At 72.3% G+C, this 12,067-nt stretch carries 12 protein-coding genes; all 12 read right to left on the bottom strand.

All coding sequences use genetic code 11. From position 1 onward, the window contains the following. The coding region (locus D7Y13_RS29325) for a hypothetical protein (RefSeq protein ID WP_208734502.1) at nt 1–527 on the bottom strand (527 nt) is incomplete at its 3' end. Continuing rightward, entirely contained in the window at nt 524–4,297 is a 3,774-nt protein-coding gene (locus D7Y13_RS29320; protein ID WP_120585506.1) for a baseplate J/gp47 family protein, read from the bottom strand. The genes D7Y13_RS29320 and D7Y13_RS29325, both read right to left, overlap by 4 nt. Next, a complete protein-coding gene (locus D7Y13_RS29315; protein ID WP_120536911.1) occupies nt 4,294–4,668 on the bottom strand; it encodes a GPW/gp25 family protein in 375 nt (124 codons plus the stop codon). Before D7Y13_RS29315 ends, D7Y13_RS29320 begins: the two co-directional genes overlap by 4 nt. Then, nucleotides 4,668–5,855: a phage late control D family protein gene (locus D7Y13_RS29310; RefSeq protein WP_120536912.1), complete on the bottom strand. Its 1,188-nt coding sequence runs from the start codon at nt 5,853–5,855 to the stop codon at nt 4,668–4,670. Before D7Y13_RS29310 ends, D7Y13_RS29315 begins: the two co-directional genes overlap by 1 nt. Further along, on the bottom strand, nt 5,855–6,133 hold the full coding sequence (locus D7Y13_RS29305) for a LysM peptidoglycan-binding domain-containing protein (protein ID WP_120536913.1): 279 nt from the start codon (nt 6,131–6,133) through the stop codon (nt 5,855–5,857). Before D7Y13_RS29305 ends, D7Y13_RS29310 begins: the two co-directional genes overlap by 1 nt. A gap of 5 nt (nt 6,134–6,138) precedes the next feature. Further along, nucleotides 6,139–6,867, bottom strand: a complete 729-nt coding sequence (locus D7Y13_RS29300) for a hypothetical protein (RefSeq protein WP_120536914.1) — start codon at nt 6,865–6,867, stop codon at nt 6,139–6,141. Next, nucleotides 6,864–7,079 carry a hypothetical protein gene (locus D7Y13_RS29295; protein WP_120536915.1) on the bottom strand — a complete coding sequence of 72 codons (216 nt, stop codon included), beginning with the start codon at nt 7,077–7,079 and terminating at the stop codon, nt 6,864–6,866. The genes D7Y13_RS29300 and D7Y13_RS29295 overlap by 4 nt, the downstream gene beginning before the upstream one ends. A gap of 18 nt (nt 7,080–7,097) precedes the next feature. Then, nucleotides 7,098–7,973, bottom strand: a complete 876-nt coding sequence (locus D7Y13_RS29290; protein WP_120585504.1) for a hypothetical protein — start codon at nt 7,971–7,973, stop codon at nt 7,098–7,100. Between the two features lies 1 nt (nt 7,974). Next, on the bottom strand, nt 7,975–8,466 hold the full coding sequence (locus tag D7Y13_RS29285; RefSeq protein WP_147444486.1) for a phage tail protein: 492 nt from the start codon (nt 8,464–8,466) through the stop codon (nt 7,975–7,977). 29 nt (nt 8,467–8,495) lie between these two features. Beyond that, entirely contained in the window at nt 8,496–9,059 is a 564-nt protein-coding gene (locus tag D7Y13_RS29280) for a phage tail protein (RefSeq protein ID WP_120536918.1), read from the bottom strand. Next, on the bottom strand, nt 9,059–11,383 hold the full coding sequence (locus D7Y13_RS29275) for a phage tail sheath subtilisin-like domain-containing protein (RefSeq protein WP_120536919.1): 2,325 nt from the start codon (nt 11,381–11,383) through the stop codon (nt 9,059–9,061). The genes D7Y13_RS29280 and D7Y13_RS29275 overlap by 1 nt, the downstream gene beginning before the upstream one ends. Before the next feature lie 16 nt (nt 11,384–11,399). Next, the coding region (locus tag D7Y13_RS45925) for a hypothetical protein (protein WP_158626173.1) at nt 11,400–12,067 on the bottom strand (668 nt) is incomplete at its 5' end.

Genomic DNA, 12,067 nt, shown 5'->3' with positions numbered 1-12,067 from the left:
CCACCCGTGCCCGTCCCACCGCCGGTCCCCGCTTCAGAGCCCGCGAGGGGCGGCATGAACGCGCGCAGCTCGTTGAGCTCCGGCAGCAGGCGCAGGGGCGCGAGCGTCTCGAAGGTGGCGGCCAGTTCCTCTCCTTCCGCCGCCGACGTCACCGCGAAGCCCGCCGGCAACGTACCGCTCACGTTCGCCTTGCAGCGGAAGTGCTGGAGGCCCACCGCCGCGGTGCCCGGACTCGGCCGGTAGCCGATGTGCCCCAAGAGCTTGGAGACGGACCCTTCCAGCCGAGCGGTGGTGAGGAAGCACTCCTCCGCCCAGGCCTGCTGGTACGTCCACAGCACGTGCAGCGCGAGCGCCACGCTGTCCAGCACCCCGCGCCCCAGGTCCACCGAGGACGGCGCCGCGTACGCGAGCGGGTTCCACGTGGGCGCCTCGTCCACGCGGGCGAAGGTATTGCGCGCCGTTTCACCCAGCCGGGTGCGGAGCTGTTCGTGTGTCAGCGCCTGGTGCGTGGCGGGAACGCGGCTCATCGCAGCCCTCCACAGACGTGCACGGTGAGGACCCCTTCGGAGCCCGGCCAGAAGCCGCCGCGCGCGGTGGCCACCTCTTCCGGTCCAATGGGGATGACCCCTTCGGCCAGCCGCTCCGGCGCGTGCGACTCCAGCCGACGGAAGCGCTTCACCCGCACCGCCGTCACCCCGGCCACGCGCAGCACCGCCTGGTAGAGGTCCGCGAGCTGCACATCGCCGTTCAGCCCGGAGCGGTCCGGATCCAACAGACCGCCGTCCCCCGCGATGGCGCCCACCACGGCGTCGCGCAGCTGATCCGCCTGCGCGTGCGGCGCGGCGTCCACCTCCAAATCCAAGTCGAGCGGCACCCACCGGGGAGGCAGTGCTTCCACGTCCACGCCCAACAGGCGGATCTCCTCCAGCCGCCGCCGCACGCCCGCCCACCGGCGCAGGATCTCATCGCGGTCCAGCGTGTCCTCGTCGCGCAGCAGCACGGTGACGCGGATGACGGTGCGCAGCTCCCTCGCCACCACCCGCGCGGACGCCCCCGCGACCTCCGGCATCCGCTGGAGCAGGCGCACGTAGTCCTCGACGGTGACGGCCGACAGCGGCTCGGAAACGCCCGCTGGCGCGCGGTAGCGGAGGGAGTCGAGCGATTCCGGGTCGCGTCCCCCGACCGCTTGCAGCGGGTTGTCCACGCGCACCAGCAGGCGCACGTCGTCCATCGACTGCTCAAGCAGCGCGCCCGCCGACGCCGACCGCTGCGCATCCAGCGGGACCTGGAGGAGCCGCGTGAGCACGCCCTCCCCCACGTTGGCCACCGTCCCCAGCCCCACGCGCAGCGACAGGCCCAGCGCCGTCGGGCGGGGCGGCAGCGCGGCGCCGTTGACGCCATCCCCATACCGGAGGCTGGCGCCGCCCGTAGGGGTCGCGCGCAGCACGACGACCTCATCCCCCGGCCCCTGCACGGACAGGTCGTCCACCAGCGTCCACGGGTCGTCCTCCACGCTCACCTGGATGCGAGCCGTCCCGCGCCGCCCCTCTTCTCCCGGCAGGGGATACCCGGTGGCCTGGACGCTGATGGGGTGGAAGGGCAGCACCACCTCGCGCTCACGGCTGCCGTCCACGATGGGTGATAGCAACGCGCGCCACTGCGCGAGGCTGCGCGCGAAGGGCTCCGCCGAGTCCGCCTCGAACCCCTCCGGCAGCGGCGTCACCGGCAGCCCATGGTGCGCGGGCACGACGTTGCCCAGCACCGTCGCGCGGGGTCCCGGCGTTGGATCGCCAGGGGCCAGGAACGGCTCCGTCGCCAGCCGGCGCGGATCCCATCCGATGAAGGTCGTGTCGGTGGCGAGCGCCACGGACGTCACGCGCACCACGAGCCCGCCCTCGCCGCGTCCCCGGTACAGCACCAGCCAGCGGCCGGGCTCCAGCTCCGGGAACACCCCCGCGAGCGTGGCCCCGGTGTCCCCCACGAGCACCGACTCCGCGAGCGGGATGGACTCCAGGCGCGGGAAGTACGACAGGGGCGCTTCGGTGACGAACACCAGCGACTGCTCCTGCGTGGAGCTGTTGGCCACCAGCGTGTCCGCCGGAATCTCCAGCACGCCCCCGCCGGTGAGGAACTCCAGGGCCGTGGTGCCGGGAGGAAGCGAAGACAGGTCCAGCTCCTCCAACCGGGCCTTCACCAGCACCGCGAGCGCGTCCGCGTCCAACCGGAAGCGCAGCATCGCCGTGGCGGACAGGCCCGGGTCGGGCACGCAGTCCAGCGCGCGCGCATGGTCCTCCACGGAGCGACGCAGCCGCGCGTCCTCCAGGAAGCCTTCCACCACCGCGCGCTCCTGCTGGTAGGCCAGCGAGTCCAGCTGCGCCGCCACCGCCTCCAGCAGCATCGTCGTGAAGTCCGCCGGCCCCCGGTCCTCCCACGGCGCCATCACCGTGCGGGCCCGCTCCAGCATCACCGCCAGCAGCGAGCGGGCATCCCGGGCCAGGTAGTCCACCAGCGCGCCGGGCGCCGGCCGCTCCGGAGCCGCGAGCCACGGACGGGGCTGCGGATCGCGCACGTCACAGCCCGGCACCACGTCCGGAGCCCACGCCCCGACGAAGGGCGCGGGGTCCCTGGGACCATCCCCGGGCACGACCACCGCGGCGCGGGACACCGCCGCCTCCGGAACCAACCGCAGGTCCACCGTCTCCGGCGGAGGCAGGCTTCCGGTGAGCAGCACCGGAGGCACCGTCGGCGTCCCCGGCGTCACGTAGGGCAGCGGGCCCACCGCCAGGAACGGCGGCCCCGATCCTTCCGCGAACAGCGCGAGCGCCGAGGACAGCTCCGCGTCCGTCTCCAACGCGAAGGGCGCGCCAACGATGGCCGTGAAGAGCGAGTCATACGCGCGCACCTCGCCCGGCCCCAGCCGGAGTCCGTGCGCATGGCGGTGCCAGGTGAGCTGCGCCAGCAGGAGCTGTTCCGCCTGGAGCCAGCCCGCGTGCACGGACGTCCACGCCTCGGTGCGCCGCACCAGCGCGGTGCGCAGCCCGCCCTCCAGTTGCAGCGCGGTGCCGGTGATGACGAACAGGGAGCAGTCCTCGACGGAGAGCTCCCCTGGGGTGCCCACGTCCAGCACGGGCTCCAGACCGCCCAGCGGCGCCGCCACGTGCAGGCCCACCACGTCCGCGTCCGACGGAAACGCAGGCAGCGTCAGCGGACCGAAGACAGCGCCCGCCAGGGACTCCAGCGCGGCGGTGAGCCAGTCCGACCACGCCGGGGCCGGCTGGGCACCGACGGGCACCGGCGCCGCCGCCACGCGACTCACCTCCACGTCGCGCACGACGACCGGTAAGAGCGAAGGTCCGCCCAGCACCCGCATGCCCGTGGCCACGGTGCCACCCAGGACCTCCTCCACCTGTCCGAGGCCCACCTCGATGCCGCGCCCGCCCAGCGCGAGCAGGCCCAGCGCGAACGCGCCTCGCACCTCGCGCACGGTGAAGCCGCGCAGTTGGAGCGGACCCGGAGCGCCCACCAGCAGCCCCACGCCCCACTGCGCCTCCAGTGCCTTCACCTCGCTGACGGACACGTCCACCGCGGACAGGCCCTCGCCCTCTTCGCGGGCCACCAGCACCCGTGCCCCGACAGCGCGGGCGCCGGAGACCTTGGACACCGTGAGTCCGGAGAGGTCCGCGCGGAAGAGGCCCGCGAGCTCCAGCCCCACGCCCACCTGTCTGCCGTGGACCTCGCGAATCGTCACGTCCGCCCACTGCGAGCGCTGGCAGACGGCCCGCACGCCGAAGGCGTCCCCGGACGAAGCCTCCACGGTGGAGAGGGACAGTCCGGTGATCCGCGCCTCCTGCGCCCGGAGCAGCAGCCCCGTCGCGTCCGCGCCCTGCGCTGCCGTCACCGTGAGCGAGTCGATGATCACCGTGCCGTCAGGCGACTCCACCGTCAGCGCCGTGCAGTCCGCCGAAGCGGTGGCGGCCACCGACACATCCGACACCTCCACCCGACCGCCCTTGAGGACCAGGCCCTTCGCCGACTCCGCCGCCACCACCGCCACGTCCAACAGGCCCGTCACCATGCCGATGAGTTCGAGCGACCCTCCATCGAGCTTCAGCGTCACCCCCGCCCCGCCGCGCAGCCGCAGCGCGTGCACGGGCGAGCCGATGACGAAGTCGGTGGTGAGCACGCCCACGCCCACGGGCAGCACCCACTCCACCTCACCCGGGGGCGCGGTCTGCAACGCCGTGTTCGCCGCCTCCAGCGAATCCTCCAGCGGCAGCGTCAGGACGAGCGCGCTCACGGGGGCGCCTCCAGCGTCCGGCGGAACAGCTCCGCGTGCTCCTCGCCCGTCGCCAGCAGCGTGTAGAGGATGTCCACGTAGAGGGTCGCGTCCTCGGCGGTCACCTTCACCGCGTCCAGCCGGATCTGCTCGCGCATGAACTCCTGCACGTTGAGGCGGATGATGTATTCGGCCGCCGCGGCGGCTTGCGGACTCGCGGCGCCAAACACCATCTTCTGCACGCCGCACCCGAAGCGCGGCCGGTTCACCCGCTCCCCGGGCAGCGTGAAGAGCAGCTGCTCCAGTTGCTGCCGGATGACCTGCGCGGGCCCCACGGTGCGGGGCGTGCCCAGGTCTCCCAACTGGAAGGGGAAGTGCAGACCGCGGCCCATCACGCCACCCCGTTGAGCGCGTCGCGCGCCAGGTCCACGTCCACTTCGTAGCGGGCCAGGGCCTCCGCCCACACCCAGCGGTGCCGCGCGCCGCGCACGTACCACGTGCCGTCCATCAGCGTGCCCGCCCCCACGAGCCCCACCGGACGCCGCGCCCGGAGGATGCGCTCGTAGCGCAGGCCCTGCACCGTGCCGTTCGCCTCCGCCAGCCAGTCCGCCTCGCGGTAGTCCGCCCACGCCAGGTTCTCCACCTCCGGCACGTCGTGCGGCACGTCCACGTACTGCAACCCCACCGCCTTCACGTCGGGACGCTTGGGCAGCACCGCCGCCATCCGCGCCTTCAGGATGTCCGCGCGGCTGGTGCTCCCCATGCGAGGGAAGCGCGGCGCGGACACGGTGGCCGAGCGGATGCGCCGCGTGCGCTCGTCGATGTGGTTGCCCCGCAGCTCCGTGGGCCGGTGGCTCTCCCAGCGCGCCTTGAGTTCGATGACCGACGGCGTGGAGCGCGGCAGGAGCGACAGGTCCGGCTGCTTCGGCCCGTCCGGCCGGGGCAGGTGGAAGTGGCCCACGCACTCCGCCGCCGCGTTGCCGCCCGCGCCCACCGGGCCCGGCTTGCGCTCCACGAAGGCCTCGTAGCCATTGCGCCTCGCGAGCCACCGGAGGAGCGCCGCGTCCGTGCCACGCTGGAGCACCACCGCGCGGGCCGCGTCGCGCACCGGCGCCGTCTCCTGCACATCCAGCCCGAAGCCATACTCACCGTAGAGCTGCCGCGCGATGCCCGCGTCGGACAGGCCGCTGAACGAACGCGTGCGCTCCTCCAGGTGCATCAGGCACGACGCATCCAGCCCGTACAGCTCCAGCGACGAGTCCGGCACGCGCGACGGGCCGAAGTACGGCTCCACCGCCGTGATGTAGCCGTCGAACACCACCTCCTGCACGTCCGGCGCCTCGCTGTCCGGCGCCCCCAGCCCGAAGCTGATGGTGATGCGCTTGAGCAACTGGAAGCGTCCGTCCGCCAGCGCGTCCCAGTCCCCGGCGTCCGTGGGCGCCATGTCCAGCGACAGGTGGAATGACGACGCGTCGTCGGTGCGCTCGTCCACCTCCAGGCGCGACACCCGGCCCCGGGCATCCGTCATCGGTTGCCCGTCGATCCACAGTTGGAGGAACGCCGCGCGTTGCTCCGCCATCAGGGCTTCTCCGGAATGAAGAGCACCGTGCCCGGCTCCAGGAGCGCCTCGGGTTCGAAGGTGGGGTTGGCGTCCACGATGCGCCACGCCTGGAACGGGTCGCTGAAGTAGCGCTGCGCGAGCAGGTCCAACCGGTCCCCCGCCACCACCTTGTGCAAGAGGGATGTGGCCTGACGGGGCGCCACGCGCGGCACGTACAGCGACACCGTGGCGCCGCCCGCGCCCAGGGGCACCGCGTACGTCGGCAGGTCCTTGTTGCGCGAGGAGGGGTCGCTCATGGCCGCTACACCGTGCCGTTCGACTTGAGGCCCGGCTCCAGCGCCTGGGCGATGAGGGTCTGCGCGTCCGCGCCCTTCACCGCCGCCAGGTCCTCCATCTCCCTGCGCTGATCCCTCAGGTTGTTGAAGGCCTGGGCCACCTTGCTGTTGGCCGCGTTCTCCCCCACCTCCAGGATGCGCATGCGCAGGTCCACCTCCGCGCGCAGCGGAAACAACCCGGTGTCGAAGCGCTGCTCCACGATGGTCATCCCGGTGATGACCACCGGGAACGTGCGCGGCCCCAGCAGCAGCAGCAGCTCCGTGGGGGTGAGCGACACCAGCTTCGTCGCGGGCTTCTTCTCCTCTTCGCCCGTCTGGTCCTTGCCCAGCGCCATCCCCTCCAGCAGCGCCAGCTCCGGCAGCACGCCGGACGTGCCCGCCCACTCGCGGTCCCGCAGCAGCGCCTCCGTCACGTCGAAGATGAGCTTCAGCGCGAGGGTCTCACTCTTCGCGTGCAGGCCGCCGCCGCGCTGGCCGTCGGTGAGGACCTTGGTCTGCTCGGGCGTCTTGCCCGGCTTCGACTCCCACTGGCCCGCGCGGGTGCGCGTCACCGTCTCCGGGTTGTACTGGAAGCGCAGCGCCCGCACGCTCGGCTCGGCCTTGGGGTCCTCCGCCGTCTGCGGCAGCGTCACCAGCATCCCCCGAGCGAGCTGCTGATCGAACGCGAGGAGGGTCGGATCCAGGTTGCGTGTCATCCGTTGCCCCGGATGCCGCCGGACGCCTCACGCAGGGCGAGGCTCCGGGCGATGGCGTCGTTGTTCTTGTCGATGAGCGTCACCATCGTCTGGGTGAACAGCTTGATCAGCTCGCGCGGGTCCTCCGGAACGGTGCGCAGCATCCACGCGAGCTCGCGCTCCAGCTCGCGGCGGGTGAGTCCGACCTGTCCATGCACGGGGGGTGGGGCCATGGCGTGTGCGTCCTCTCGTCAGCTCCAGCCATCCACCAGTGGACGGCCTTCCAGCTCTCTGCGCAGCAGCTCCAGGTAGCGCCACCGCCGCGAGCGCGGCAGGGCCAGGATGTCCGTCTCCGACCAGTGGTAGTGGAACGCCAGGACGTGCACCTCCGTCTCCAGCCGCGCCGCCCCACCCCGCAGCTCGCGCGCCAGGAGCGAGAACGGATCCAGCTCCAGCTCCAACCACGCCGAACACCGCGGGCATCGCGCCATCAACCCCAGGTCCGGCGCCGTCGTGCCCTCCGCCAGCGCCAGCGCCACCGCATGTCGCGAGCGCGCGGGCAGCGCCTTCCAGTCCCCGGCGGACAACGGCCGTCCCTCCACCTCCACCAGCCGCGACCACAGGAGCGCGGAGCGTTCCTCGCGCGTGCCCCCCGCGCCCCAGAGCGCCGCGTCGTCCTCGCCCGTCGGCTCGCGCACCTCGGCGGTGCCCTCCGGCAACACCACGCGGAGGACCTCCGGGGCCGCGTCCGGCCGCTCCGGTGCCAGCGCGGACAGGCGCACGTCCACGTCCGCCAGCGCGCCACAGCCGGGCGCGGGACAGCGCGCCACCAGCATCAGCCGGTCCCCATACATCCGCGCCCGCAGGTGCAGGGCCAGGTGGTGCCGGTCCCCGCGCGTCAGCGCCGCCGCGAGCGACGCATCCACATCCCGATAGTCCCCCAAGCGCCCCAGGCACGAAGCGAGCAGCGCGCTCACGGTGCGCGGGTCGAGCTGCTCGCCCGCCTGGGCCAGCGCCCACTCCTCGCGGCCGGTGAGCGGGCGCAGCTCACCCTGGCGGTGGCACCGGCCGTCCTCGTCGAAGAGGCCGTGGGGCAGCAGCACCGGGATGGGGGGCTCGAAGAGCACGTCAGGCCACCGGCTCGCTGGTGAAGCCTTCGTGCTGGAGTTCGATGATCGAGACGAGGATCTCGTTCGCCTCCGCGGCCAGCTCCGACATCGCGGTGAACTTCGAGACCCACGCGTTGTGGAGGATGAACTTCTTCACCGGTTTGTTCTGGTCCAGGTCGTAGACGAGGATCTCCACGGTGCGCCGGTACTCGGGCTCCACGGCGCGCAGGCCCGGGGTGGCCTCGTGGCGGATGAGCTGGGTGGCCCAGTCGTGGAAGGCCGTGTCGTTGGTGAGCCCTGCCTCCAGCGTGACGGTGTCGAAGTGCACGCGGCCCGGGGACAGCTCGTCCACGGAGCTGAGGTTGTTGCCGGCGCGGAACTTCACCACCTCCACCGTGCCGGTGAGGCCACTGATCTTCCGGCACGCGTACACCTCCACGTTGTTGAGCAGCACGCGGAAGTTGAAGTTGCGGAAGGGGTCGCGCTTCGTGGATTCGACGAATCGGGGCATGGCGGGCTCCTCGAAGGAAGAAGGGGACGTCAGGCGGGCGACGCGGACGGCGCGGCCTTCGAGGGCGGCGGCCGGGGCACCGGCTCCCAACCCTCGTGGGTGAGCTCCACCGACATCAGCGCCACCTCCCCCGCCATGGCGTCCAGCTTGGGCAGGGCGTGGTACTTGCTCACCCACGCGTTGTGCACGTGGAAGCTGCGGATGCGCGCCTCGGCGGGGCCCGGCGTGGGGACCTCGGTGGGGTGGGCGTACTCGTCCCACAGGTCGATGAAGACATCGCGCTTCACCGCTTCGCCGGGCGCCTTGCCGGTGCGCACGAACTCCAGCACCGCGCGCGCCCAGCGCTCCAGGGTGTCATCCACCGCCAGGCCCTGCTCCAGGACGATGTTGTCCCAGCTCACCTTGTGGGGCTGGGCATAGCGGTGCAGGTTGTTGCCGCCCTCCCACACCTCGTAGGCCCCCACCTGGACGGTGAGGCCGGAGACAGAGCGCACGCCCGCCACGTAGTCACCGGCGGCGGACGTGTCCATGCGCAGGCGGAAGCGGTAGGTCCGCAGCGGGTTGCGCGCGTTGGCGGGGACGGGGGTCGGCATCAGGCGGCCAGCAGGCTCTTCTGGCTGATTTCCAGGACGACGAACTCCGCGGGCTTCAACGGCGCGAAGGACACCTGCGCGGTGACGATCCCCGCGTCCACGAGTTCCTGGGGGTTGGTGCTCCGGTCGCACACCACGCTGAAGGCCTCCTCGGGCGTGGTGCCCTGGAACGCGCCCTGTCGGAACAGGCCCAGCATGAAGGCCTGGATGGCATTGCGGATGCGGCTCCAGAGCAGCTCGTCGTTGGGCTCGAACACCGCCCAGCGCAGGCCGCGCCGCAGCGACTCCTTGAGGAAGAGCGCGGTGCGGCGCACCGGGATGTAGCGCCACTCCGGATCCGGCGACAGCGTGCGCGAGCCCCACGACACGATGCCCACCCCGGGGAACTGGCGCAGGCAGTTGAGGTTCACCGGGTTGAGGATGTCCTGCTCCTCGTCGATGACCGGGTACTGGAGCCCCAGCGCTTCGGAGATGGACGCCTCGATGCCGGCGGGCGCCTTCCACACGCCGCGCGTGTTGTCCGTGCGCGCGAAGAGGCCCGCGACGTGGCCCGACGGAGGCACGAGCCGCGTGGGATTGCGGCCCACGCCCACCGGGTCCGTCACGCGGATCCACGGATAGAACATGGCCGAGTTCTTGGACCGCGACGGCAGGCCTTCGATGAACTGCTTGGCGTCATCCGGCGCGACGGCGAAGTCCTTGTCCACGCCGCCGGGGCCGTCCGCCAGGAACAGGCAGTCACCCCGGTTGTCGCAGTACGCGATGCCGGTGGAGATGTACGCGACCTCGTTCTTGCCCGGCAGCGCCACCAGGTTGACGTCCTCGCCGTCCAGCGCGTGCAGGCCCGTGCGCGCCTTCGCGTCACCCGCGAAGTCGGAGGTGTCCAGGGCCTCGCTGCCGTCGCTGCCGCCCAGGAGGCGCACCTGGGTGATGTTCGCGGGACGCACCAGCGGGTTGGCGGGTGAGTTGGCCGAGTAGCCCCGGGCGCGCGGCGCGAAGCCGAGCTGCCGGAGCATGGGCGGCACCGTGGGCTGGAGCGTTTCGGAGATGGAGAGCTGGAGCCCGTCGAAGTGCTCCGCCGCCAGTCCCGCCGTCCCCGCGCTGGCGGTGCCGGTGACGCCGGTGCCGCTGGAGGCCAGGGTGTTGGTACCCGCCGCGGTGGGCAGGCCGGTGACGACGACGTTGCCCGCGTCGAGGACCACCGAGGCGACCTTGCCAGCGAGCGCTGCGGCCAGCGACGCCCGCAGCTCCTCGGACGTCACCGCCGCATCGTCGGCCGCGAGGATGGGGATGGGGACGACCGTGTTCCCACCCGGCCCGCCGAGCGTGACCTTGAGGTCCGCCGCGTCCAGGTCATGGGTGGTCGCGGGAGCGATGGGCTTCGCGAAGGAGAGCGTGGGCCCGGTGGCCACCTTGAGCGAAATCTCCGGCGAGTCCGTGCCGCTGATGACGAAGGTGCCGGTGAGCGCCGCGGTCGTCACCGCCTTGTCCAGGAACGTCTTGAGGTCGGCGGCGGACAGGAGGACCCGGCCATTGCTGAACGTGGCGCCCGGGACGGCGGCGACCACCAGGGCTTGGGTGACGGGAAGGTCCAGCACCGTGGGCGGCACGTCCGGCTGGGCCGCGTCCGACGTGACGACCTGGAGCTTCGCGCCGTCGTACAGGGTGTACTTGCCGCTGGTGGGCACGGCGGCCTTGAGCCGGGGCGGCTGGCCGGCGACGAGCACCGTGCCCGAGGCCGAAGCGGCCAGCTTCACCTGGTACTCGTCGCGGACCTGGATGTAACGGGAGATGTCGTTGATGCGATCGCCGACGTAGTCCTCGACCGACGGGTCCATGCGCAGGTCGTCGAAGGTCTCCAGCGTGCGGGTGGCGCCAGCCTCCGTCCAGACGACGTCCACGCGGAACGCCTCCGTGGGGAAGTTGGTGGAGTCACTCACGTGGATGCGGATGAACTCGGACCAGTCGCCCGCGCCCCGGGCCAGGAAGGTGAGCGCATTCAGGCCGTTGCCCGCGCGCGTGACCTGCGCCGTGCTGACCCCGGGCACCGCGTCCGACGGCAGCACGCGCACGACGTAGGCGCGCCGGCCGCCCGAGTCGAAGAACGCCTCCACCGCCTGGGCGAGCAGCCCCGCCTCCCCGGGCTGGTGTCCGCCGAAGGCGCGCTCGTACTCCGCGAAGCCGGTGAGGAACCAGGCCATTCCCGGAATGCCGCGCGCCGTCTCCCCGACGAACGCCGCCGTGGAGGTGCCCACCCCTTCGATGGGGCGTGCGCCGGCACTCTTCTCTTCGACATACACGCCCGGATGCAATCGCTCTGGCACGTTCGTCCTCCTGGTTTCAGATGGCCCCGCGCTTGGCGGTGTCGACTTCGGTGACCGACGTTCCCGGGTGGCCGCCCGCGGAGCGTGAAGCGCCCCGCGCGACCAGATCCACCAGGGGCTTCTCCACGAGCCGGGCGCTGGTGCGCGCGTTCGGCTCCTCCATCAGCGCGGACACCCGGTAGTCCACGCTGCAGCGGTACAGGTGGTTCAGCAGGTCGTCCTTGCGGCGCAGCTGGGTCTGGAAGAAGAAGCACTCCTCCTGGAACACCAGCGTGCGACCCCGCGCCCAGGCGCCCTCCACGGGGCGGCTGAGCGTCACCTCGTCGCCGTCCACCGCCAGCGCCAGCGCCTGGAAGCGCCGCTTGCCAATGCGGTAGCCGTCCTCGCAGTCCCCCAGCACCACCACGTCGCCGGTCCGCAGTCGCGACGGGGCGGTGACGGAGCGGCGCAGTGATGGGTCCAACGGGCCCACGGGCTCCGCCACCAGGTGCAGGTGCTCCACGGTGAACGCCAGCGGCGTCCCGGTGTCCGCGCCCAGCGTCAGCACCATGTCGCTGGCGGCCACGGTGACGCCCGGCGCCGCGACGGGCGTCGCGGGCGTGGCCTCCAGGTCCAGCAGGGGCTGCGGCGCGCCATCCACCGACAGCCACACCACGCCCTCCCCCGCCTCCAGCCGCGCGTGCA

Source organism: Corallococcus praedator, from assembly GCF_003612125.1.
Classification (GTDB): domain Bacteria; phylum Myxococcota; class Myxococcia; order Myxococcales; family Myxococcaceae; genus Corallococcus; species Corallococcus praedator.
This window is presented reverse-complemented; position numbering and strand designations above follow the sequence as displayed.

Coding starts and splice junctions, on each gene's coding strand:
- D7Y13_RS29315 (WP_120536911.1), bottom strand. CDS start 4,668: ATGGGCCGCGGTCTGCACTTCCCCTTCCAGTTGGGAGACCTGGGCACG.
- D7Y13_RS29295 (WP_120536915.1), bottom strand. CDS start 7,079: ATGGCCCCACCCCCCGTGCATGGACAGGTCGGACTCACCCGCCGCGAG.
- D7Y13_RS29280 (WP_120536918.1), bottom strand. CDS start 9,059: ATGCCGACCCCCGTCCCCGCCAACGCGCGCAACCCGCTGCGGACCTAC.
- D7Y13_RS29285 (WP_147444486.1), bottom strand. CDS start 8,466: ATGCCCCGATTCGTCGAATCCACGAAGCGCGACCCCTTCCGCAACTTC.
- D7Y13_RS29310 (WP_120536912.1), bottom strand. CDS start 5,855: ATGGCGGAGCAACGCGCGGCGTTCCTCCAACTGTGGATCGACGGGCAA.
- D7Y13_RS29300 (WP_120536914.1), bottom strand. CDS start 6,867: ATGACACGCAACCTGGATCCGACCCTCCTCGCGTTCGATCAGCAGCTC.
- D7Y13_RS29305 (WP_120536913.1), bottom strand. CDS start 6,133: ATGAGCGACCCCTCCTCGCGCAACAAGGACCTGCCGACGTACGCGGTG.